Raw genomic sequence first — 22,957 nt, 5'->3', positions numbered from 1 at the left:
CAGGCCTGCGGGGCATAGCCGCTTAAGTCTGCGCTATGCCCCGTCAGCCATTTATGTTTTATTTCTTTTCTTTTTCCGGTTTTGGCGCCAATTTGATATGCAGCTGCTCGAGCTGTATAGCATCTACCGGGGACGGAGCGTCCATCAGCAGGTCGGTTGCACTTGCGGTTTTAGGGAAGGCAATGGTTTCACGCAGGTTCGTACGTCCGGCCAGCAGCATGATCAGACGGTCGAAGCCGAAGGCAATCCCGCCGTGCGGAGGAGTGCCGTATTCGAAGGCATCCATCAGGTAGCCGAATTTCTCATACGCGAGTTCCTGTGTGAAGCCGAGAGCTTCGAACATTTTCTCCTGAACCTCACGTTTGTAGATACGCTGGGAGCCGCCGCCTACCTCGTAGCCGTTAAGCACGATGTCATAAGCCTGCGCGCGGATCGCACCCGGATCTGTATCGAAGAGATGCAGGTCTTCATCCATCGGGCGTGTGAACGGATGATGCTCCGCCATGTAGCGCTTCTGGTCTTCGTCATAGCTGAGCAGCGGGAATTCTGTAACCCAGGCGAATTTGAACACACTGTCATCGATCAGGCCAAGCTGACGGCCGATCTTCAGGCGGAGTGCGCCGAGTACATCCGCAACGACCTTCTTAGTGTCAGCGGAGAAGAGCAGAAGGTCGCCTTCTTCAGCACCCGTGCGTTCCTTCACGGCGGCAATTTCCTCTTCGGAGAAGAACTTCACAATCGGGCCTTTGAACTCGCCGTCTTTGACTTGAATCCAGGCCAGGCCTTTGGCGCCGTAGCGTGCAGCATACGGTCCGAGATCATCAATTTCCTTACGGGTCCACGTACCGCAGCCCTTGGCGTTAAGGCATTTCACTTCTCCGCCCTTCTCGATCACGGAGGCGAACACCTTCACACCGCTGGAAGCAACGATATCATTCATCTCTACCAGCTCAAGGCCAAACCGCAGGTCAGGCTTGTCCGAGCCGTATTTTCCGATAGCTTCGGCATAGGTCAGCCGCTGGAACGGAGTGGCAACCTCGACACCAATCGTTTCCTTCAGCAATCGCTGCATCAGGGTCTCCATCATGGACAGCAGTTCATCCTGCGGCATGAAGGAGGTCTCGATGTCGAACTGGGTGAATTCCGGCTGGCGGTCTGCACGCAGATCCTCATCGCGGAAACAGCGTGCCATCTGGTAGTAACGCTCGATGCCGCCGACCATCAGCAGCTGCTTGTAGATCTGCGGTGACTGCGGAAGCGCGAAGAATTCCCCTTCATGCACACGGCTTGGCACGAGATAATCACGTGCGCCTTCCGGTGAGCTTTTGGTCAGAATCGGAGTTTCCACATCGATGAAGCCTTCGCTGTCCAGGAAGTCACGGAAGATCTTGGCCGCTTTCGAACGGAGCAGCAGCGTCTTGTGCATTTCCGGACGGCGCAGATCCAGGTAACGGTATTTCATCCGCAGCGATTCATCCACTTCCACACCGTCTTCGATGAAGAACGGAGGTGTCTTGGCAGCATTCAGTACTTCAATATCTGTAATCTGTACTTCAATCTCACCGGTCGGCAGGTTGCGGTTGATGGTTTCATCATCCCGTTTCACCACTTTACCCGTTACGGCAAGCACGTATTCACTGCGCACCTTATCGGCAATCTGCAGCGCTTCTCCGGAATAGTCAGGGTTGAATACAATCTGTACAATGCCTGTGCGGTCGCGCAGGTCAATAAACAGTACGCCCCCAAGGTCACGGCGGGTCTGTACCCAACCGTTCAGTGTTACTGTCTCGCCGATGCTCGCCGTTGTTAATTGTCCACAGTTATGGCTTCTGGTCATCTTTTATCCTACCCCTTCATGGTTAAAATCACATATACTGACTGCCGCTTGTTTGCGGATACATCCATGCTTAAATTCTAATTCAGTAACTGCGCCAGCTCTTCCAGCTTAACGGTCCGCTGCTCGCCGGTTTCCATCGACTTCAGGGCGATAACGCCACTGTTCAGCTCATCTTCGCCAAGAATGGCCGTATACCGGGCCGACATGCGGTCCGCCGACTTCATCTGTGCCTTCATCTTCCGCCCCAGGTAATCGCGTTCTGCGGAGAAGCCCAGGCTGCGCAGATGGAACAGCTGCTTCGTGATCTCCAGATCTGCGGCTTCACCGAGTGCGACAAAGTACACATCCAGCGGCTTCACTGCTTCCAGCTCTACCCCCTGATTCTCCAGAATCAGCAGAATACGCTCAAGGCCGATCCCGAAACCGATCCCCGGCTGATCCGGTCCGCCGATTTCTTCCACCAGGCCGTTATACCGGCCGCCGCCGCCCACCGTGTCGATGGAGCCGATGCCTGCCGCTTTATACTCAAACGCTGTATGCGTGTAATAATCCAGACCGCGTACCAGACGGGGATTGATGCTGTACTCCACGCCCATCACGTCCAAATGGCCTTTTACCTTAGCAAAATGCTCTGTGCACTCCTCGTCCAGACTGTCCAGAATAGACGGGGCCCCGCCGAATTTATCCTGATCGACCTTGCAGTCCAGCACGCGCAGCGGGTTGCGTTCCATCCGGCGCTGGCAGTCGCTGCACAGGCTCTCTCTCATCGGTCTCAGGAAATCCAGCAGCTTCTCCCGGTACGCCGCGCGGCTAGGCGCGTTGCCCACGGAATTCAGCTCCACTCTGACATCCTTCAGCCCCAGATCAAGATAGAACTGGTATCCGAGCGAAATCACTTCCGCATCGATTGCCGGGTCCACTGCACCGAAGGCTTCAATGCCGAATTGGTGGAACTGGCGGTATCTGCCTGCCTGCGGACGTTCGTAGCGGAACATCGGGCCGATATAATACAGCTTGCTGACATCCGGCTCACCATAGAGCTTGTTCTGCACGTACGCCCGTACGACGCCTGCAGTCCCTTCGGGACGCAGCGCCAGATCGCGGTCGCCTTTGTCCTTGAAGGTATACATTTCCCCTTCTACAATATCCGTTGTCTCGCCTACACCACGCTCAAACAGCCCGGTGTGCTCGAACAGCGGTGTGCGGATCTCCCGGTAGTTGAAGCGGCGGCAGAGATCTCTTGCTTTGCCCTCAACGTACTGCCATTTCTCCACTGCACCCGGAAGCACATCCTGCGTACCGGTTGGTTTCTCGAATCTTTCTTTAGCCACAGCCTATCCCTCCTGAAAATAACCCCTCTTGCTCCTCATGGAACCCATTGTCTCTGCTTCTAAAAACAACAAAAAATCCCCCGCCCTGTTTAATTACAAACAGGGACGAGGGATTATCATAACCAATAATTCACCCGTGGTACCACCCACATTCCGGACTTAAGCAGCTGCGCTGCTCCAAATCCGCTCTAAGCGGTTAACGCCCGCCTACGCGCAATCGGCTACTGACTCTAAGGCAACCTGCTGCTGCCTGCTTTCGCCGTGCGTTCTCGGGGAGGTCATTCATCCGTTCATCAACAGAATCCTTACAGCCGTGCGGATCAGGTGTTGCCGTCCTTCACTTGGACAGCCGCCGGATCAGCGGGATTCCTCTCTGGGGTTGTGGGTTACGGATTACTTGGTCCCGTCATCAAAACAATATAACATACCGTATATTGTTAGATTCTACTGAACCACTGCGCTAAAGTCAAGGAATGAATTGAATTGAGTTAAGTATCGCAGGAGGACTGAGATTCCGTTATTTGAACAAATCCGGCAAAATCGCGGGGCAAGCGGACTCAGATTCCGTTATGTGTCCAGAGATGCCTCATTTCGAGCTCGAATGAACAAGATAACGGAATCTCAGTCCGTTTCATCCTCTAAAGTAAGCTTTTATGGAAAATAAGGGCCTCTCAGTCCGCTTCACGGCCCGCTAGACGATCCACTACACGGTCTGCTTCACGCTGCCAGTTACTGACGCCCTTCTGCTCCAAGCATGCCCGCCATAGTTGCAACAAGTCACAAATCCCCTCTAAAATCCCCCAGCAAAGTGGGGCTTAGGCGTAGAAAGATGAATCAGGTACTTTGCGGGAACCCCGAAACATATAGATTCTGATATTGTGAATAAGTGGAAACGGCTTTGCTGTCCTTGTATAAGGACAGAACCCTTTCAGCGAGAAAATAAGGATAATTTGTAGCGCTGAAGCATGTAAATTCTTAGATTTCAAAAAAAATGACCTGCAGCCGATTGCTGCAGGTCCATCATCATATATTATAAAAAAGGGGGTCATGCTTCTATTATAAACACGCTATATTAAGGAATCATGAATGTAATATTACAGTTGCATTACAGAAAAGAAAGCGTTTTATTGAGTCGTACATGCCTGTGCCCGAACTCTACAGATTAGGTTACACTACAACCCTATTCCCTGTCTAGAGAATTCATGCAGTTTCCGCTGCCCTGCGGGCAAATAAACAGCTCCAGCCTCTCCCTAAGGGAGGACTGGAGCTGAATTGGTTATCCGGATTAAGCAGGGCCTCCTGCTTAATCAAAAATCTCCACATAAGCCTGTTTGCCGCGCAGTACCTCAACAACCTCATTGTAATGATTCTCAGCCACTTTGAGATCCATGACGTAATGCAGGTTCTCCAGATCGCTGTTTTTCAAATCAGAGCCGCTGTGAACCTCTCCCGCCGTACGTTCATCATCTGTCCGGCCCAGATCATCATCAACAGTAACTCCAGGCACAATGGCTGCTCCGGTAAGCGGCCCTGTCGCGCCCCCTGCTGCGTAGACCCCTCCGGCAGCTGTAGCCGAAGTATTATAGGGAGCCAGCGGAATCAGAATATTGCGGCGGTTGTTTCCGCCCGTATCCAGAGGATCTGTCAGCGCCGACACTTCAATTCCTTCCACACCGTATGGAATCAGTGCAGTCTTGGCACCTTCCGCTGCATCTTCCGTGCTGAAATAGGCTTGGATTCTTTTAGTCATTGTCAATCCCTCCCAGTGGTTTGTTTAAATGTATTACAACACCTTAAGCAGCTCACGCACAAATGCGGGCTCATCCTTGGGTGTGCGTGAAGTAATATAATTGCCGTCCACGACGACCTCTTCATCCTTGAATTCCGCACCGGCATTGATAAGATCATCCTTCAGCGGCGGATAGGAGGTAAGCGTGCGGCCTTGTACCAGATTGGCACTGATCAGAATCTGCGGCCCGTGACAGATAGCAGCTATAGGCTTGCCGGCACTGTCCGCATCTTTTACAAATTGCAGGATATCCTGGTCAAGACGAAGGTTCTCCGGCGAAGATCCGCCCGGGATGACTACAGCATCATACTCTCCGGCTTTCACCTCGCTGACCGCTTTGTCGGCGGCATAAGACACGCTGCCTTTTTTACCGAGCAGGGTCTCATTTTTCTTCAGACCGATAATCTCTGCCTGATGTCCTGCCTGCAGTACTTCTTCATAAGGCACCTTCATTTCGGAATCTTCAAAACCATTAGCGAGCAGAAATGCTACTTTACTCATTGAGATTAATTTCTCCTCTCTACGCTATTCTGTTCTCGTCATTCTATTACCCGCATTCCCCGGCTTTCTAACGAGCCCTCACAGGTTTCGCAAATTCCCGCCGGCTAAACACCATTTGTACGCTCCAAAAAACAGAGAAATAAGCCGCCTTCCCCGCACTCATTACGTTCGCGGCAGAAGATTACGGCTTGTTCCCTTAAGCACCTGCAGATCCCTCTGCTCCCCGGCTCCCCTTGCCGTTGCGGAAGCTTCTGTCATCGACCCCGCCGTATGGCCTTGTATACTGTTCCATATCCATGCTTTCTGTGATTGTCTCATGCTACTGACTCCCCGCAACTTGTGAATATTATTCGTTCATCACTAGTTTATCCAGCAGGGCAGACCGCTATCCTATATCAAAAAAGACCCCACAACGTGGAGTCCTCACATCAAGCTGTAAAATTAGACTGGCATATTAAGCCCGCTCTGCTGCGCCTCATTCAAGGCCTATCCCCGGCTGTCCAGCAGCAGGGTAACCGGTCCCCAGTTCGTCAGGGAGACGTCCATCATCGCTCCAAAAATACCGGTCTCCACCTGAAGCCCGCCTCTGCGCAGCTCCTGGTTGAAGTAGTCGTAGAGCCGCTCGGCCTCCGCCGGAGCCGCCGCAGCCATGAAATTGGGCCGCCGGCCTTTACGGCAGTCCCCGTACAGGGTGAACTGGGACACGGACAGGATAGCGCCACCGGTATCCGTTACGCTGAAGTTCATTTTACCAGCCTCATCCTCAAAGATCCGCAGTCCGGCTACCTTGTCAGCCAAATACTTGGCATCCTTCTCCGTATCTTCATGGGTTACGCCGACCAGCAGCATCAGGCCCTCTCCAATCGCTCCGGTTACTGTTCCGTCCACCGTCACGCTCGCATCCCTGCAGCGCTGTACAACAACTCTCATAACATCCTTCAGCTCCTTGCCTTGTTGCCTTCATGCCTTATTGCATAATGCGGTTAACCGTATATACATCCTTCACGCGCTTCACCTTATCCACCACAGACTGCAGGTGATCGGTGTTGCGGATCAGAATCGTCATATGAATCATTGCCATCTTGTTCTTGTCGGAGCGTCCCGTAACCGCTGAGATATTGGTCTTGCTCTCCGACACCGCCTGCAGCACCTCATTCAGCAGTCCGTTGCGGTCATGGCCCGTAATCTCAATATCGACGCTGTAATTGGCCTCCATGCTGCCTTCCCACTCCACTTCGATGACGCGGGCTGATTCCTCCCCGTCCCCTTCGCCCGGAATGTTCGGACAATCCTCGCGGTGCACGGATACGCCGCGCCCACGGGTCACATAACCGATAATATCGTCGCCCGGCACTGGATTACAACATCGTGCGAAGCGTACAAGCAGATTATCAATTCCCTTAACGCGTACACCGTTGGTCGGCTGATTGCGCTTCTCCCCGCTGGATTTGATCTCCTTCATCTCAGAAGTCAGCTCCAGATGACCGGCAGCATCTTCCTGGTCCTTACGCAGCTTCTCGGTCAGCTTGGAGGCAATCTGCGCGGCTGTAATCCCGCCAAAGCCAACTGCAGAGAGCATATCCTCTACATCATTAAAGGCGAATTTCTTCGCCGCTTCTGACAATTTGTCTTCCGTAAGCCAGTCAGAGATCTCCACGTTCAGGCGCTTCAGCTCGCGTTCAATCGCTTCACGGCCCTTTTCAACGTTCTCTTCCCGCTTCTCTTTCTTGAACCATTGCTTAATCTTGCTGCGTGCATGTGAAGACTGGGCAATCTTCAGCCAGTCACGGCTCGGCCCGTACGAGTTCTTCGAGGTCAGAATCTCCACGATATCCCCGGTCTTCAGCTTATGGTCGAGCGGTACGATGCGCCCGTTGACCTTGGAGCCGATCGTCCGGTTGCCGACCTCTGTATGGATGCGGAACGCGAAGTCAAGCGGCACAGAGCCTGCAGGCAGCTCTACAACCTCACCCTTAGGCGTGAACACGAAGACGAGGTCGGAGAAAAAGTCCATTTTGAGCGACTCCACGAATTCCTCCGCATCCTTGGCTTCATGCTGCAGCTCCAGAATCTCCCGGAAGAACGGCATCCGGTTCTCCGGATTCACATTGTTGCTGCTGCCTTCCTTATACGCCCAATGCGCGGCTATCCCGAATTCGGCAGTGCGGTGCATCTCCCAGGTACGGATCTGCACTTCAGTAGGCTCCCCGCCGGGACCCACTACCGTTGTATGCAAAGACTGATACATATTCGCTTTGGGCATGGCGATATAATCCTTGAACCGGCCAGGCATCGGCTTCCAAAGAGTATGGATAATTCCTAACGTAGCATAACAATCCTTAATATTGTCGACGATAATGCGGATGGCCAGCAGGTCATAAATTTCGTTGAACTGCTTGTTCTTGGTGCTCATCTTGTTATAGACACTGTAAATATGCTTCGGGCGTCCCGAAAGATCGCCTTCGATGCCCATTTCATCCAGCTTGGCGCGGATCCGCCCGATAACGCTGTCGATAAACTGCTCACGTTCTGCCCGTTTCTTGTGTACAAGATTGGCAATCCGGTAGTACTGCTGCGGATTCAGATAACGGAGGGCAATATCCTCCATCTCCCATTTAATCGCAGAGATCCCCAAGCGGTCTGCAATGGGACAAAAAATCTCCAGAGTCTCATAGGAAATACGGCGCTGGCTCTCTTCCGACTGGTACTTGAGCGTGCGCATATTATGCAGACGGTCCGCCAGCTTGATCACAATGACCCGGATATCCTGAGCCATAGCGATGAACATTTTGCGGTAATTCTCGTTCTGCTGCTCTTCCTTGGAGCGGAACCGGATGCGTTCCAGCTTGGTCAGACCATCGACCAGCATTGCGCAGGTATCGCCAAATTTCGCGCGAATCTGGTCCAGTGACACCGTCGTATCTTCTACAACATCATGTAACAGCGCTGCAATAATAGATATAACATCCATTTGCATATTGACGACAATATCTGCGACCGCCAGCGGATGCAGAATGTATGGCTCCCCCGATTTCCGAACCTGCCCGTGATGAGCCTGATCGGCAAACTCATAAGCTTCCCGGATGCGGAGAAGATCTTTTTCTTTTATATAGGCGCCGGCCTTTTCGGTTAATTGCTCTATGCCCATTCTCGTCGTATCCGTTTCCCTTCTATAATAAAATGAACCCGCAAGCCGTGCAGAATTTGCAGGTTCCATATGTTCCAAACTGCACTACGCACAGATTAAAGTTGTCTATAATTATGACGCTTACGGAGGATTACGTCAACACTTGCCATAGCGTGGTATTCCTGTAAGGGAAAGGGACAAGAAAAGACAATTTTGTGGCGCGCGCAAAAATGTTGTTGTAAAAAGGCGCCGATCTATTTAATCTAGTAAAGGCGGTTTTTTAGCGCCAGGCTTACATCAAATTAGATCAGAAAGAGAAGTGAACTCCATTGCAACGCGAAATTCAAGTTAACGAAAGACTCCCTTGGGGCCCGGGTTTCCTCCTGAGTCTTCAGCATTTGTTCGCCATGTTCGGCAGCACAGTGCTTGTTCCCAACCTGTTCGGGGTAGATCCCGGCATGATCCTGCTGATGAATGGTATCGGCACCTTGCTTTACATTTGGATCTGCCGCGGCAAAATCCCCGCATATCTTGGCTCAAGCTTTGCTTTTATTTCGCCGGTACTTATGGTCCTGGCTAAACACACAGACGATCATGAGCATGGATATTCGCTTGCACTTGGCGCATTTATTGTTACTGGTGTTATTTTTATTCTAGTCGCTTTGATCGTGCGTTATGCGGGCACCGGCTGGATTAATGTCGTATTCCCTCCGGCGGTTATGGGCGCTATCGTTGCCACCATCGGACTGGAGCTCGTTCCTGTGGCAGCACGCATGGCCGGACTGATTGCTCCTGAAGGTGTGGCCGTCACAGACTGGATTCCGGATGGCAAAGCTATTACCTTGTCCATGGTCACGCTTGGCGTTACCGTACTCGGCTCCGTGTTATTCCGCGGCTTCCCCAAAATCATTCACATCCTCATCGGTATCGTTACCGGTTATGTACTCGCTTATATCCTGGGCCAGGTAAATACTGGTGCTATCTCTGAAGCCCATTTCCTGTCCCATCCAACGATTATCACCCCGTCTTTCGAATGGTCGGTAATTTTCACAATCATCCCTGTATCGCTTGTTGTAATTGTCGAGCATATCGGACACTTGCTGGTTACCAGCAACATTGTCGGCAAAGACCTCACCAAGGATCCCGGACTGGACCGCTCACTGATGGGCAACGGGATTTCCACGGTACTCTCCGGATTCCTGGGGTCCACCCCGAACACCACTTATGGTGAAAATATCGGCGTTATGGCGCTGACCAAGGTGTACTCGGTATATGTAATCGGCGGCGCTGCAGTGATTGCCATCCTGCTCTCGTTCTCCGGAACGTTCTCCTCCGTCATTGCCAATATCCCGCAGCCTGTCATGGGCGGTGTATCACTACTGCTGTTCGGTGTAATTGCCGCATCGGGTCTGCGTATTTTTGTAGAACAGAAGGTCGATTTCTCCAAAGCCACCAACATGATTCTGGCTACTCTGGTACTGGTGGTAGGTATCAGCGGCATCACATTAACGGTTGGCGGTGTACAGCTGAAAGGGATGGCATTGGCGACTATCGTCGGTATGCTTCTCTCCTTGCTCTTCAAGCTGTTTGAAGTTCTCGGCCTGTCCAATGAACAGGAAACAGAGAAATCCGCTCATTAAGCTCCTTACCATTTACCACGTTCAACCTATAATACAAAAAGCGGACTGCTGTCCTTAAATCGACAGCAGTCCGCTTTATATTTCCCGGGAAAAGTTGTCCGGGCGAATTAATCCTCGTAAGTCAACAGGGTAACCACTTCAATATCCGACAGCTTATTGCGTCCGGCCAGAGCCGTTAGCTCAATCAGGAAGGCAGCGCCGACAACTTGTCCGCCAAGCTGTTCCACCAAGCTTACCGAAGTAGCGATCGTGCCGCCGGTAGCGAGCAGATCATCGGCAATCAGAACCTTCTGTCCCGGCTGGATAGCATCAGTGTGTACAGCAAGGGTATCTTTGCCGTATTCCAAATCGTATCCCACTTCAATCGTCTCGTAAGGAAGCTTGCCGCTTTTGCGGATAGGCACGAAGCCAACGCCCAGTGCGTACGCCAGCGGTGCGCCTACTACAAAGCCGCGTGCTTCCGGTCCGGCAATGACATCAATCTCCAGATGGGCAACGAGAGCCTTAAGCTCATCAATAGCCGCACGGTACTTGGCCCCGTCTTTAAGCAGGGTAGTAATATCCTTAAAGCTGATTCCCGGCTGCGGGAAATCCGGAATCACACGAATACTGTCTTTGAAATCCAAAAGTATCATCTCCTAAAAGTTATGAGGATAGGCTATCCTCACCTGAATTCTCTGTAAAAGCTCTTACTCGAAAGCACGCTACACCCGTTACGAGGCGCCTAACCGGCGTGACAGCATGAATTCCTGCAGTTCGCCGCGGCTGCCCTCCATGAAATACTGCTCCATTTCAGCAGTCTTGCCCAGCCTGATGAAGTGCTCTGATGCCGTCAGGCTCTTGGCGGCCGGCTGTGTGACAAAGGTAATGCTGCCGCCGCTGCGTTCAATGAAATCAAGCTCAGCGAACACATCAAGCATCCTGCCCAGCATGCGCACACCCAGTGCAGACTGGCGGCTGAGCCGCAGCAGCACTTCATGCTCGGGGGTTGCGGTTGCTGCGATCGAGGCGATCAATTTATATAATGACTTGAAATGATCCCGCGTAGGAACCTGCAGCCGGTCACGGCCGTCGCGGATCGAATGCAGCAGGGCAATATTCTCTGCGTGGGGAAACGCAGTGAACAGTGCTTCCAGCTGCTCCGGCGTTTCCGGCATATCCAGCAGACAGAGCAGGGTTATCTCTGCTTCGTCATTCCCCGGCTCACCCTGATGCAGCGGTGAAATTCCGGCATCCTCATCGTAGACCCACAGCGACATGCCCTTCAGCTCGCGCAGTGGAGACCTGCGGCTGTTCTGAAATACCGCCGCTGTCTTAACCGGGCTGCTGCCGTTATACGAACGGAGCAGCTCCTGAATATGCGCTGCCTGCTTAACTGCATCGGCAGCACCGCGCAGGTCGAACAGCTGCGCGGCAGGCACTGCAAGATCCTGCAGCATCAGCTGAGGCTTGCGTGAGCCGTTCCATTCATTGACCGACAGCTCCGCCAGTACATCAATGACTGTCCCATCAGGCAGCAGATCAGCCAGGGATCCCTTGCCGAAGGCCACCGCTTCGATCGTTACCTTATCCTGCTGCAGGACAAGCTTCAGATGTTTGCCGTCCTGGCCCATCTTGCGGGTCTCCTTCACAGCAGCTCCGCGCAGTATGAATCTCGGCAGCGGGTTAGCCATCCCGAAGGGGGCAAGCCGCTCCAGTTCAAGCGCAGCCTGCAGTGACAAATCAGCAACCGAGACCTCACCGTCTGCAGCCGTCACGGCTACAAAGTCCTCCGGTGTCAGGATAGATGCAGCATATGCATTAAGCGCTGCATCAAAGTCTTCAAGCTTGTCCTGCGGCAGGCTCATTCCGGCCGCAGCCGGATGCCCGCCGAAATGGTCCATTAGTCCGGCGCATGAGGATAACGCCGCATAGATATCCAGTCCGGGGATCGAGCGGGCAGAGCCTTTGCACATCCCTGTATCCGGGTAAATATCCAGAATAATAACCGGACGATAATATTTTTCCAGCAGCTTAGAGGCCACAATCCCGACAACACCGACATTCCAGCCCTGCTCAGCCAGCACAATAATATCCGGAAGCCCGGTTTGACTGATTCTCTGCTCCAGCTTGGCCGTAGCTTCCCCTACAATTCTCTCCACGACCAGTTGACGTTCCTTATTCAGGAGGTCAAGCTCTCCGGCAAATTGTTCTGCCTCTTCAGCATCTGCGGTAGTGAGCAGTGTGACCGCCCGGCCTGCATGGTCCAGCCTTCCGCTGGCATTAATGCGCGGCGCCATGCCGAAGGCAATATTAACAGCGCTCACGGTGCTCATCGTAATCCCGCTGACAGAGAGCAGCGCCCGGATTCCCGGAAACGGCGAATTCCGCATGCTGGTTAGCCCCCGGCGCACTAGACTCCGGTTCTCTCCAAGCAGCGGCATCAGATCTGCAACGGTACCGATAGCGGCAATCTCACACCATTCTTCAGGAACTTCGCTGCCAAGAAGGGCCTCGGCCAGCTTGTAAGCTACCCCCACTCCGGCCAGCCCCTTGAAAGGATACGGGCAGTCCGGCAGCTTCGGGTTAATGAGTGCATAAGCCTCAGGCAGCAGCTCCGGCGGCTCATGATGATCTGTGACTATGACATCAATGCCCAGCTCTGAAGCGTAGGCAATCTGATGGAAGGCACTGATACCAGTATCCACAGTAATAACGAGAGATACTCCCTGCTGCAGCGCCCAGTCGAGCGCATGATTATGCAGACCGTAGCCTTCATTGGAACGATGCGGGATATAAATGTCAAAAGAAGCGCCCAGATGACGCAGAAGAAAGATCATCAGCGAAGTACTGGACACCCCGTCTGCATCATAATCGCCATACACCAGAATATGTTCTTCATCTTGCAATGCCTTTCGAATCCGTGGTACAGCCTCGGCCATTCCTTTGAGCAGGAATGGATCATGACTATCCTCCGCTCCGCCATCCATGAATACCAGCGCCTTATCGGCAGTATCCATGCCTCTTTGCACGAGCAGTGAGGACAGAAGCGGAGAAATAGAAAGGCTCCGGGCCAGTTCCCGGTTTTTCTCGGGATCGGCTGCCGGAGATTGCCATCTTGTTTTTGAATGAAGCAATACAGCTCACCTTTCTCTCACCTTGCAGACTACTGAAGCAGCGTGGGAATATCATTATCCACGAGCTCATGGTTGCTTTTATAGGGATAACCCGGGTCATACGGCACAACATCCATTTGAACCTCGCCTACATGAACGAACCGGTGCTGCAGCAGCTTCCGGGCGCATTCCGAGATATCCTGGGCTTCCATCACACTAATCCGCGGATTTACGCTGATCTTGACATGAAGATTCACATAACTGCCTTCCTCGATTGCTTTGAGCTGCTCCACCCGGATGACTCCATGCACACGCTGGACGGTCTCAATGAAGCTGGCGGCCTCCTCGGAAGGAAGCTCCTGAATCTTTTTGCTGTAGACAGAGGAAGTAATCAGAGAATAGCCTTTGCGGATAACCAGACATCCGGTCAGCAGTGCGGCAATCGGGTCCATATACAGCATTGGATGCCAATTGAAATACCCGCCCGTCATGGCCAGAGCGATACCTATAAATACGGTTATGGAAGTATATAGACTGAAACGGTGGGTATCCGCATACGCGGCATGACTGCCATCGTTCTTTTTTTTATAATAACGGTACTGATATTGAAAGATAGCCTCTTTGAACACAATGCAAATCAAGACGGTTACAAGTGCCGACTGCCCAGGTGCCGATAAATGTCCTCGGGTTAAATCACGAATGGCCGAGAAAGCAATCTGCAGCCCGCCCATAAGAATAAGCACAGAAAAAAGAATGGCCGCCATCGGCTCTTTATTTCGTTGACCGGCCCGGCTGCCCAATGATCCTGCATACTTGTGACTCTGCTTCGAGTTCCACGGAATAACCCCTGCCAGCTTGGCGGCGGCATCTGCTCCGGAATAGATGGCATCCCCCATCAATGCTTTGCTGCCTGAAAGATAGCCGAAGGCGCCTTTGGCCAGAGCCAGCATAATATCACTGAGTATTCCGGTCCAGGCAACGGTGTCTCTTGCAGCTAATTGTTTGTCATTCATAACGAGGCCCTCCTTACCACTAGCAAGTAATCTCATGATGATGAAACCGGCTTAAGATGCTGATCCAAAGATTCCGAAAAGCCGCGTCGCTTGTGACGCGGCTTTCCTGAAACTTAAGTTTTAGGCTTTGGCCGGGTTGCTCTTTACCGGTGTCTTCTGGCGTTTCTTGAGCAGCAGCCAGAGCGGACTTGCAATAAAGATCGAAGAATAGGCTCCGAAGAGCAAGCCGATTACCATGGCAAGCGAGAACATTTTGATCGACTCTCCGCCCATAATCAGCAGGAAGAATGCGGCAATAAATACCGTAAAGGCTGTATACAGGGAGCGCATAAGGGTCTGGGACACACTCTTATTGACCAGGGCCTTAAGATCCTCATACGACCTCTGTTTACCGAACCGCAGGTTCTCGCGGATCCGGTCGAAGATAACGATCGTATCATTAATGGAATAGCCGATAATGGTCAGCACCGCGACAATGAAGGTTATGTCTACCTCCAGACGGAAGATGGAGAAGACCGCTACAACCATAAATGCATCATGGAGCAGCGCCACGATGGATGCCAGTGCGAACCGCCATTCAAAACGGATACTCACATAAATAATAATCCCGATACTGGACAGAAGCACCGAATAGATCGCATTGCGGGCCAATTCCTTAGCCATCTCTGTATCTACTGTGTTGACTTCGAAGGATGCCTGATCATCAATCTTGGTGATTGCTGCTTTCAGGGTTTCACTCTGAGTATCATCCAGCTCTTCATCGTAGCGGATGTTAACCCGCTGATCCCCGATGGTAATGGTAGGATCATGACCAATCCCGGCTTCATCTAACGCCGGCTGCAGCTGAGCCAGCGTGATGCTCTTGGAGAGGGCGACGTCCACGTTGGACCCGGCCTTGAAATCAACGCTGTAATTCAGGCCGAAGGTCGCCAGAAAGACCAGACCAGCCACCGTAATGGCGATGGAGAAGATATAGAAAAACTTGCTTAAATGTACGAAATCAAGCTCTTTCTTAAAGCGCACTGATGTCACTCTCCTTTACCCCAAATTGCTTCGGCTTTTTGAGTGCGCCGGCTTTAACCAGCACTGTCAGCAGCCAGTGGGCAAAATAAAGGTTTGTTACAATACTAAGTACAATTTCCACGATCAGAATCAGCGCGAAGCCTTTAACCGCACCTGTACCGAAGGCGAACATGACAGCCGCTACAATGATCGTAGTGACATTCGCATCCATTACGGTACGGAATGAAGTTTTGTTACCTGCTTTGACGGAAGACAAAATACTCTTACCGCTGCGCATTTCTTCCCTAATCCGTTCATTGGTAATGATATTGGCATCGACCGCCATCCCTATACCGAGAATGAACGCGGCAATACCGGGAAGGGTCAAGGTAAAATCAGCTATAACGAACACCAGAATCAGCAGCCAGGTATGAAGAATCAGCGCGAAGCTGGCCAGTACACCCGGAAGACGATACATAAACATCATGAAGACCAGAATGATCAGGGAACCTACAATACCTGCTCTAACCGTTTGGTCAAGAGACTGTTTACCAAGTGTTGCCCCTACGCTCTGGGAATATTTCTCCGTAAGCTTCAGCGGCAATGCACCGAGATTGATCGTATCGGCGATCTCACGGGCTTCATCTAATGTATATCCTCCGGAAATAGAAGCTTTTCCATCGGTCAGCACTGCCCTAACATAAGGAGGATCGGACAACAATGTCTCATCCAGATAAATGGCGAGCTGCTTACCCAGCAGACGCTCGGTAATTTCCGCAAACTTATCTTTGTCCTTAATAGAGATGCTGATCTCCGGACGGTTGAGGTTATCGCGTTGCACGTCTGCCGCGCCTTCAACAAAATCACTGCCTACCAGTTCAATCTTGCTGAAGACTCCGGGTGCATCACCATCAGCGGCACTGCGGAAGGTCAGAACTGCCGGTTCTTTCATTTTCTTGCGGACCTCGGCTTCGTCAGTAACGCCCGCAATCTTCAGACGGATGCGGTCCGTACCTTCGGTTGTAACCTCAGGCTCGCTTGTTCCGAGTGCATTCGCCCGTTTTTCCAGGCTCTCCGCTGTTTTTTGCAGCGAAGCACGGGTCAGGGTTCCTCCCGTATCCATAGGCTCGGCGTGGTACAGAATCTCAAATCCGCCCTTCAGGTCAAGACCTAGACGGACCTTGTCCAGCAGCCCGGGAGTTGTAAATCCCATGACGCCCGTTAGAACGACCACGGTAATGATAAAGCTCAACATTCTCTTCATGCTCTAGCTAGTTCCCCTTTCATTACTCAATATTCCTATTATAGCTACGTGCGAAATCACCGTCAATTCAGGAGGAATGACGGTGCCGGATTCACACAAAGAAACGGCCGGTTCAGCTTCTGGGCGCAAACCATCCGTTTGGATAGGAACTGTTGAATTACTCTTCTCTTACTTTACTGCTTCCTGTAGCCGTTTGCAAAAGAAAATCGTTCCTTTTGGCAAATTAGGCCGTCAGTTCAACCCCCGGTAGGCCGCAATGGTCAGGTAATTCATGTAACTGCCTGATTTCAGCGAATAAATATCATTGACCAGTTTATGCAGAGGAGGTCTTCCTTCCTTAACATAATTACGGCTGACACAATCCCAAATATCCTTACCGGTCACATATTCATAGCCGAGGAGGCGGAATTCCTCCGCTTTGCTGATGCACATGGCTTCGATTTCTTCACTAAGCTCGTCATATCTCCATTGTTCCGATTCCACGTGTTGACACCTCCAAAGATTCCCCGTTACGTATGCTCAGAGATAAATATTCGACCCCTCTGCCGCTCTTTCCTTCTTTCGGCCAAAAACTTGTCATATGGAAAGCTTGTCATGGAGTTGACCTGTAGCAGCATATCCTTATACAAGCCTGCTTGGGAGAGGAACAAATTCACCGGAAGTTTTCATCTAATTTGGGAAGAAGGAGTGCCCTTTGAGGAAACAGACCTTTATACAAGGAACATTAATCCTGTTATTTGCAGGCATCATTAACCGGATGCTTGGTTTTATTCCCCGGATTGCTTTGCCGCGGATCATCGGCGCCGAAGGAGTAGGACTATATCAGCTTGGATATCCGTTCTTTATCGTACTGGTAACCGTTATTACCGGCGGGCTGCCGCTGGCAATTGCCAAAATGGTTGCTGAAGCAGAAGGAGAGAACCGGCCCGAGGAGTCCCGCAAAATCCTGCATACGGGCCTGGCAATCAGCCTGACGCTCGGTATTTTTTTCACCATTGTAGCTCTGCTCAGCGCCTCATGGGTATCAAGCGTTATTCTGACCGACCAGCGGGTATATTACACCTTTGTCAGCATGACTCCAATGATTGCAATCGTGGCCGTTTCGTCCATCTACCGCGGATATTTCCAGGGCAGGCAGAATATGCTTCCCTCGGCGTTTTCCTCTGTGCTGGAATCATTCATCCGGATCTTCTTTATGCTTTGGTTTTCCTGGCTGCTGCTCCCGAAAGGAATTGCTTTTGCGGCGGCAGGTGCGATGCTGGGCGTTACTGTGGGTGAGATTGGCGGAATGCTGGCCCTGCTGCTGCAATATTATTATATCGTCAAAAAGGACAAGAATGAGGCTCCGCCTCCTGCCGGAACGGCTGTTTCCGGTAGCTCTGCTGAGTCCGGAGATGAACCGCAGAGACAACCAGGGAGTGTGCTTAAGCGGCTGATCGGCATCTCTGTACCTGTAACCGCCGGACGTTTGATCGGATCCTTCTCGTATCTGCTGGAATCCATCATTACCGTGCGCAGCCTGGCCCTTGCCGGAATAGCCGCCGCGGCTGCAACTGCACAATATGGTTCTCTGCAGGGAATGGTTATTCCGCTGCTGCTGCTGCCGGGTGTGCTCAGCTCCTCGCTGGCCGTGTCCCTCGTCCCTTCCTTATCCGAGGCAGCTGCCAGAAATGACCTGCCCACGATTCATAAAAGAATGCATCAGGCCCTGCGGCTGGCTATGGTAACGGGCGCTCCGTTTGCTGCTGTTATGTACGTTCTTGCCGTACCGTTATGTACACTGATGTACGGCAATGCAGCGGATACGGCACCTATGCTGCGGATGATGGCACCGTTCGCTTTATTCCTCTATGTCCAGGCCCCGTTGCAGGCTGCCCTTCAGGCTATGGATCGCCCCGGCAAGGCACTGATTAATACACTGATTGGTGCGGTCGTCAAAATCCTGCTGATTCTGCTGCTCGCCTCCAGGCCGGAATACGGGATTCAAGGAGCCATCATCGCCATTATTGTCAATAGCCTCCTTGTGACTATACTGCATGGATACAGTGTTATCCGGCTGACAGCCATGTCCTTAAGATGGTCGGATCCGGTCAAAATTATAGCGGCTACGATCATCATGGCTGCCGGAATGTCTTACGTCTATACCTCAGTTCACGTCTCCTCCTCACAGTGGATACAGTTTCTGGAAGCCGCTGCCTGCGGGATGGGCGTATACTTTAGCATTTGCCTGTTATCAGGCCTGATCTCCAGGCGTGATCTGGAGCGAGTACCTTTCTTCAAACGCTGGCGCAGCTAACATCTTCTCCTTATCTGGAGCCGATCGGGTCAATATATATCTGCCCCTTATGATCAATTGAGCATAGGAAAACATCACGGAAATCGGAGACACCCTTCTGGCGGATCTGGGTTCTGAGCCAGAATCTATTCTTGCCGATCATCTCCAGATTGTCGTCCTGCACCTTTCCGTCCATAATCAGCGGAATCGGGAGACCTTCGTAGCGGATTTTGTGCTTCGGAAGCTTAACCGTACTTGAACTGTCTGATTTATCAGAATTATCTGAACTGCGGGAGCTCTGCTGGTCTCCGCTGTTCTGTTCTTTCTGCTCCGCGCCTGAACTGCTGTTTCCTGATTGATTGCTTGAAGATACCCCTTTGTTCTTTTCAATTACAGTAAGCTGCCCGCTGGTTTCAAGAATGGCGAACTCTACATCAGCCGGACTGTCGATGTTCTGCCCTCGGAGCTGCAGCAGCAGGTCATCAATATTATATCTCTGTTTACGCATCTCGCCCCGGTGCAGCTTGCCGTCCGAAATAAGAATACTCGGCTTGCCATCCACCAGCAGGCGAAGCTTCCGGCTCTTCAGACTGAGCTGTGCGACCAACACCTGAATCAGAACCAGCGTTGCCATGGGCACGAACCCGTCATAGATGGGCCGCTCGATATCTTCAATTACAAACACAGCAATCTCAGCAATCATAATTGAAATCGTGAGGTCAAACACCGACAATTTGCCGATCTCCCGTTTGCCCATGATCCGCATACTCAGGAAAATGAAGATATACATCAGCACGGTCAGAAAGATGTGGGCAGTAATATGCTGGAACAACATATTCTCTTCGCTCCCCTTCCGCTTCTCACCCGGCGGCTGAGAGCCATAACGGGCGGATTAATGTACCCCTATTCTGACCTGCCTGCCAAGGGAACATTCGGAAGCCTGCTGATTAATTACTGGTAAAAGTCCTGTCTGCCATTCTTGTACTATTGGGGCAAGCCTTCCCATACAATGATTAGTACCAGCTCAGGCAGGACACTTTTTTCAAAGCCCAACCAGAAAGTACCGCAAGCAAACTTAGCGTATGCTTTCCAAGCCAGTTTGTAAGGAGCCCGTCCAGGAAGTAACGCAAACAAACTTTTAGGAGGTTTTACCCATGTCGTTAATTAGGCGTCTATTCTCATGGAAAATATCTAGTCCTGTATTGTCGGGTTTATGCCGGTCGTTCCTGTGGATGCTGCTGGGCGCATTCGTTCTCTCCCTGCTGCTCTGGGGCAGCGGACTGCAGGAACAGGATCTTACCATGTACACCTATATTGTACACGGCATAGCTGCCGCTTTCGGAGGCTTGACCGCAGGCGGCAGAGCTTCAAGCAAAGGCTGGTATCAGGGAGCACTCACTGGCGCATTCTATGGATTGATAGTTCTGCTGATCGGATTCCTGGCGCTGGACAGCGCACCGGCAGGGATTGATTTCCTCTGGGTACTGGCTGCAGCAGGCATTGGTGCACTCGGGGGAATATTTGGGGTTAATTTGCAGAAATCCTAATTAATATAATTTTTCGAAATTTGAAACCTATCCTTGAAAATATGTTACACTGAGTGCATCTGACTTCATATGAGGGATTTATCAAGGAGGCTTTGAATGCTTTGCTTTACCAGTCCATGAATCTTGTAGTTGTATACACCGTTGCCATTGTAGTGGTATTGATTTGGATCGGCGCCCGGCGCAATCCGCTAATGGCCCTAGTTGAAATCGGGAGAGAGCTGCTGCGGTCCTATAAATTCACTCTGATTATTATAGGAATGTTCAGCGTGCTTGCTCTGAATAAATATGAGCTGCAGATCGAGCGGAAGATGCACCTGACTTCGGATTACACAGCCTTTGTCTTTGGTCTCGAGGGCCACTTTGTCAGACATGTGCAAGAGCTGTTCTATACGCCTTGGCTGACCCCAATCATCGTCTTCTTCTATATCTTCATGCTGCAATCGGTGCTCGCCGCCTCGCTCGGTATCTATCTGCTGGATAAGAACCGCGTGATGCTCTATGCGACCTGCTACACGATCATGATAACCTATGCCGTTGCTATTCCCTTCTATCTGTATTTTCCGGTAAATGAAGTGTGGTCCTATCTGCCCGCAGGGGTGCGATTTACCATGCTGGATGTTTTTCCGAAGTTTGAACAGGAGTACCGGCCGCTATCGGGCCTTAACAACTGCTTCCCCAGCCTGCATACTGCCATTTCCGTATCCATGGCGCTGCTGGCCTACCGTTCCGGCAACCGCCGCTGGATGGTGATTAGTACAATTTCGGCCGTTGCTATCGTCTTCGGAATATTCTATCTCGGTATCCACTGGCTGACCGATATGCTCGGCGGCACTTTGCTGGCTGTTCTGTCCACAACTGTCGCAGTGCAGCTCGCCAAACTTACCCTGCGCAGCGGGGAAGAACGGCTGAGAGTACGAAGCCGGGCTACGGATGTGCGTTAACATCAACCTTTGAACTGTATAATGCAAAAAAAACCGGCGTTCTCTTTCGAGAGACGCCGGTTTTTATGTAATTTGGTGCAGACAAATCAATCTTTGTCTTCTACTTCCACGACAGAGTGACTGATCGAACCCCGGTCAAAGGTCAATCGGGTCACGTCATTAACCCGCAATACAACGATGTCATCAGAAATCTCCATAATTGTTCCGTGAAGACCGCCGATAGTAACTACCTTATCGCCTTTTTTCAAAGACTTGAGCATTCCGTTGCGTGCTTTGGTTTTCTTCTGCTGCGGACGAATCAGCAGGAAGTAGAAAACAACAAACATAAGTACAAATGGACCTACCAGGCCAAGAATATTGCCTCCGCCGCCTGAAGCTGCTGCCAGTTGAAAATGTGACATATCATTCCCCCCTTTCCAAAAAATTTAACATATCACCCAGTACTTTTAGAAGCCTTTTAGATTATCATATAATCCGTATTGTGCAAAAAACTCATCGCGAAAATCAAGCAGCCGATCTTCCATGATGGCTTCACGCACTTTACGCATCAATTCCAGCAGGAAGTGTAAATTATGGTATGTCGTTAACCGCAAGCCGAAGGTTTCGTCGGCTTTGATCAGATGGCGCAAATAAGCGCGGGAATAATTCCGGCAGGTATAGCAATCACACTCCGGATCAAGCGGCCCGAAATCACGGGCATACTGCGCGTTGCGTACAACGAGTCTTCCCTGACTGGTCATCGTCGTTCCATTGCGGGCAATACGGGTAGGCAGAACACAATCGAACATGTCTATTCCGCGGATTGACCCTTCCAGCAGCGCATCCGGTGAACCTACGCCCATTAAATAGCGCGGTTTCCCTTGCGGCAGCAGTGGAACTGTATAATCCAGCACTTCATACATTAGCTGCTTGGACTCTCCGACGCTGAGCCCCCCAATAGCATACCCCGGGAAATCCATGGAAGTCAAATCTGCCGCGCTCTGACGGCGCAGATCCTCGTGCATGCCCCCCTGTACGATTGCGAACAGCCCCTGATCATTAGGACGTGCATGGCTTTTGAGGCATCTTTCTGCCCAGCGGGTGGTGCGTTCAAGTGACTTTTTGACGTATTCATATTCTGCCGGATAGGGCGGGCATTCATCGAAGGCCATCATAATATCGGAACCGAGTGCATTCTGGATTTCCATCGCTACTTCCGGCGAGAGAAACTTCTTGTCCCCATTTAAATGGGAGCGGAAATGAACGCCTTCTTCGGTAATCTTGCGCATGTCGCTCAGCGAGAATACCTGGAAACCGCCGCTGTCAGTCAGGATAGGCCGGTCCCAGTTCATGAATTTGTGCAGACCGCCGGCTTCGCCGATGATCTCATGGCCCGGACGAAGGAACAAATGGTAGGTATTACTCAGAATAATCTGCGCATTCATTTGCTTAAGCTCTTCAGGGCTCATTGTTTTGACGGTGGCTTGTGTGCCTACCGGCATGAAGGTTGGTGTTTCAATGATTCCATGTGGAGTATGGACTCTTCCGAGCCTTGCTCCGGACTGCTTACAGGTCTTAATGTGTTCATAAGTGATTGCTGCCATAGGTTTAACCCT

Annotated in this window: 20 protein-coding genes; 4 read left to right on the top strand and 16 right to left on the bottom strand. The window is 51.5% G+C overall.

What is annotated here, in order from left to right:
- Nucleotides 1-58: 58 nt before the first annotated feature.
- The 7 genes from aspS to GC101_RS33830 all read right to left on the bottom strand — a co-directional run bounded on the left by aspS (nucleotide 59) and on the right by GC101_RS33830 (nucleotide 8,606).
- Complete coding sequence (gene aspS, locus GC101_RS33860) at nucleotides 59-1,837, bottom strand: aspartate--tRNA ligase (protein WP_042139534.1); 1,779 nt, start codon at nucleotides 1,835-1,837, stop codon at nucleotides 59-61.
- A gap of 77 nt (nucleotides 1,838-1,914) precedes the next feature.
- Nucleotides 1,915-3,168 (bottom strand): histidine--tRNA ligase, encoded by a 1,254-nt coding sequence (gene hisS / locus GC101_RS33855; protein ID WP_171720880.1) that lies wholly within the window; start codon nucleotides 3,166-3,168, stop codon nucleotides 1,915-1,917.
- Between the two features lie 1,303 nt (nucleotides 3,169-4,471).
- Entirely contained in the window at nucleotides 4,472-4,918 is a 447-nt protein-coding gene (locus GC101_RS33850; protein WP_039294513.1) for a hypothetical protein, read from the bottom strand.
- 33 nt (nucleotides 4,919-4,951) lie between these two features.
- Nucleotides 4,952-5,458 carry a type 1 glutamine amidotransferase domain-containing protein gene (locus tag GC101_RS33845; protein WP_171720879.1) on the bottom strand — a complete coding sequence of 169 codons (507 nt, stop codon included), beginning with the start codon at nucleotides 5,456-5,458 and terminating at the stop codon, nucleotides 4,952-4,954.
- A gap of 162 nt (nucleotides 5,459-5,620) precedes the next feature.
- On the bottom strand, nucleotides 5,621-5,776 hold the full coding sequence (locus tag GC101_RS33840) for a hypothetical protein (RefSeq protein ID WP_156118723.1): 156 nt from the start codon (nucleotides 5,774-5,776) through the stop codon (nucleotides 5,621-5,623).
- A 168-nt stretch (nucleotides 5,777-5,944) separates the two neighbouring features.
- Nucleotides 5,945-6,388 carry a D-aminoacyl-tRNA deacylase gene (dtd, locus tag GC101_RS33835; RefSeq protein ID WP_171720878.1) on the bottom strand — a complete coding sequence of 148 codons (444 nt, stop codon included), beginning with the start codon at nucleotides 6,386-6,388 and terminating at the stop codon, nucleotides 5,945-5,947.
- A 37-nt stretch (nucleotides 6,389-6,425) separates the two neighbouring features.
- Nucleotides 6,426-8,606, bottom strand: coding sequence for a RelA/SpoT family protein (locus GC101_RS33830; protein WP_171720877.1), 2,181 nt, complete (start codon nucleotides 8,604-8,606; stop codon nucleotides 6,426-6,428).
- Between the two features lie 308 nt (nucleotides 8,607-8,914).
- Between GC101_RS33830 and uraA the strand changes: the two genes are divergently transcribed.
- A complete protein-coding gene (gene uraA / locus GC101_RS33825; RefSeq protein WP_171720876.1) occupies nucleotides 8,915-10,225 on the top strand; it encodes a uracil permease in 1,311 nt (436 codons plus the stop codon).
- A 107-nt stretch (nucleotides 10,226-10,332) separates the two neighbouring features.
- Here the strand turns inward: uraA and GC101_RS33820 are convergent, their stop codons facing one another.
- The 6 genes from GC101_RS33820 to GC101_RS33795 form a co-directional block, all read right to left on the bottom strand.
- Nucleotides 10,333-10,851 carry an adenine phosphoribosyltransferase gene (locus GC101_RS33820; RefSeq protein WP_039294499.1) on the bottom strand — a complete coding sequence of 173 codons (519 nt, stop codon included), beginning with the start codon at nucleotides 10,849-10,851 and terminating at the stop codon, nucleotides 10,333-10,335.
- Nucleotides 10,852-10,938: 87 nt separating this feature from the next.
- The gene (gene recJ / locus GC101_RS33815) at nucleotides 10,939-13,341 is read right to left on the bottom strand and encodes a single-stranded-DNA-specific exonuclease RecJ (RefSeq protein ID WP_171720875.1); all 2,403 of its coding nucleotides are present in this window, start codon (nucleotides 13,339-13,341) and stop codon (nucleotides 10,939-10,941) included.
- Between the two features lie 29 nt (nucleotides 13,342-13,370).
- Nucleotides 13,371-14,333, bottom strand: coding sequence for a cation diffusion facilitator family transporter (locus GC101_RS33810; protein ID WP_171720874.1), 963 nt, complete (start codon nucleotides 14,331-14,333; stop codon nucleotides 13,371-13,373).
- A 120-nt stretch (nucleotides 14,334-14,453) separates the two neighbouring features.
- The gene (gene secF, locus GC101_RS33805; RefSeq protein ID WP_171720873.1) at nucleotides 14,454-15,356 is read right to left on the bottom strand and encodes a protein translocase subunit SecF; all 903 of its coding nucleotides are present in this window, start codon (nucleotides 15,354-15,356) and stop codon (nucleotides 14,454-14,456) included.
- On the bottom strand, nucleotides 15,346-16,599 hold the full coding sequence (secD, locus tag GC101_RS33800) for a protein translocase subunit SecD (RefSeq protein ID WP_171720872.1): 1,254 nt from the start codon (nucleotides 16,597-16,599) through the stop codon (nucleotides 15,346-15,348). The genes secF and secD overlap by 11 nt, the downstream gene beginning before the upstream one ends.
- Before the next feature lie 231 nt (nucleotides 16,600-16,830).
- On the bottom strand, nucleotides 16,831-17,082 hold the full coding sequence (locus tag GC101_RS33795) for a post-transcriptional regulator (RefSeq protein WP_042238721.1): 252 nt from the start codon (nucleotides 17,080-17,082) through the stop codon (nucleotides 16,831-16,833).
- A 211-nt stretch (nucleotides 17,083-17,293) separates the two neighbouring features.
- On the opposite strand from GC101_RS33795, the gene spoVB reads away from it, so the two are divergent.
- The gene (gene spoVB / locus GC101_RS33790) at nucleotides 17,294-18,895 is read left to right on the top strand and encodes a stage V sporulation protein B (protein WP_171720871.1); all 1,602 of its coding nucleotides are present in this window, start codon (nucleotides 17,294-17,296) and stop codon (nucleotides 18,893-18,895) included.
- 10 nt (nucleotides 18,896-18,905) lie between these two features.
- Here the strand turns inward: spoVB and GC101_RS33785 are convergent, their stop codons facing one another.
- On the bottom strand, nucleotides 18,906-19,709 hold the full coding sequence (locus tag GC101_RS33785) for a YetF domain-containing protein (RefSeq protein ID WP_171720870.1): 804 nt from the start codon (nucleotides 19,707-19,709) through the stop codon (nucleotides 18,906-18,908).
- 319 nt (nucleotides 19,710-20,028) lie between these two features.
- Here GC101_RS33785 and GC101_RS33780 point away from each other — a divergent pair, with 319 nt between their 5' ends.
- Together GC101_RS33780 and GC101_RS33775 are read left to right on the top strand one after the other, a co-directional pair.
- Nucleotides 20,029-20,421 carry a TIGR04086 family membrane protein gene (locus tag GC101_RS33780; protein WP_039294476.1) on the top strand — a complete coding sequence of 131 codons (393 nt, stop codon included), beginning with the start codon at nucleotides 20,029-20,031 and terminating at the stop codon, nucleotides 20,419-20,421.
- 92 nt (nucleotides 20,422-20,513) lie between these two features.
- Nucleotides 20,514-21,362: a phosphatase PAP2 family protein gene (locus tag GC101_RS33775; RefSeq protein WP_246354636.1), complete on the top strand. Its 849-nt coding sequence runs from the start codon at nucleotides 20,514-20,516 to the stop codon at nucleotides 21,360-21,362.
- Nucleotides 21,363-21,448: 86 nt separating this feature from the next.
- Here the strand turns inward: GC101_RS33775 and yajC are convergent, their stop codons facing one another.
- Together yajC and tgt are read right to left on the bottom strand one after the other, a co-directional pair.
- Entirely contained in the window at nucleotides 21,449-21,763 is a 315-nt protein-coding gene (gene yajC / locus GC101_RS33770; RefSeq protein WP_042238731.1) for a preprotein translocase subunit YajC, read from the bottom strand.
- A gap of 45 nt (nucleotides 21,764-21,808) precedes the next feature.
- Nucleotides 21,809-22,945 carry a tRNA guanosine(34) transglycosylase Tgt gene (gene tgt, locus GC101_RS33765; RefSeq protein ID WP_039294470.1) on the bottom strand — a complete coding sequence of 379 codons (1,137 nt, stop codon included), beginning with the start codon at nucleotides 22,943-22,945 and terminating at the stop codon, nucleotides 21,809-21,811.
- Nucleotides 22,946-22,957 lie beyond the last annotated feature (12 nt).

The sequence above is a fragment of the Paenibacillus phytohabitans genome, from assembly GCF_013141775.1.
GTDB classification, from domain to species: domain Bacteria; phylum Bacillota; class Bacilli; order Paenibacillales; family Paenibacillaceae; genus Paenibacillus_AQ; species Paenibacillus_AQ phytohabitans.
This window is presented reverse-complemented; position numbering and strand designations above follow the sequence as displayed.

Bases quoted from the DNA above. Each gene is read 5' to 3' on its own strand.
- aspS (WP_042139534.1), bottom strand. From the start codon at position 1,837: ATGACCAGAAGCCATAACTGTGGACAATTAACAACGGCGAGCATCGGC.
- GC101_RS33850 (WP_039294513.1), bottom strand. From the start codon at position 4,918: ATGACTAAAAGAATCCAAGCCTATTTCAGCACGGAAGATGCAGCGGAA.
- GC101_RS33845 (WP_171720879.1), bottom strand. From the start codon at position 5,458: ATGAGTAAAGTAGCATTTCTGCTCGCTAATGGTTTTGAAGATTCCGAA.
- GC101_RS33840 (WP_156118723.1), bottom strand. From the start codon at position 5,776: ATGAGACAATCACAGAAAGCATGGATATGGAACAGTATACAAGGCCAT.
- dtd (WP_171720878.1), bottom strand. From the start codon at position 6,388: ATGAGAGTTGTTGTACAGCGCTGCAGGGATGCGAGCGTGACGGTGGAC.
- GC101_RS33830 (WP_171720877.1), bottom strand. From the start codon at position 8,606: ATGGGCATAGAGCAATTAACCGAAAAGGCCGGCGCCTATATAAAAGAA.
- GC101_RS33810 (WP_171720874.1), bottom strand. From the start codon at position 14,333: ATGAATGACAAACAATTAGCTGCAAGAGACACCGTTGCCTGGACCGGA.
- secD (WP_171720872.1), bottom strand. From the start codon at position 16,599: ATGAAGAGAATGTTGAGCTTTATCATTACCGTGGTCGTTCTAACGGGC.
- GC101_RS33785 (WP_171720870.1), bottom strand. From the start codon at position 19,709: ATGTTGTTCCAGCATATTACTGCCCACATCTTTCTGACCGTGCTGATG.
- GC101_RS33780 (WP_039294476.1), top strand. From the start codon at position 20,029: ATGTCGTTAATTAGGCGTCTATTCTCATGGAAAATATCTAGTCCTGTA.
- yajC (WP_042238731.1), bottom strand. From the start codon at position 21,763: ATGTCACATTTTCAACTGGCAGCAGCTTCAGGCGGCGGAGGCAATATT.
- tgt (WP_039294470.1), bottom strand. From the start codon at position 22,945: ATGGCAGCAATCACTTATGAACACATTAAGACCTGTAAGCAGTCCGGA.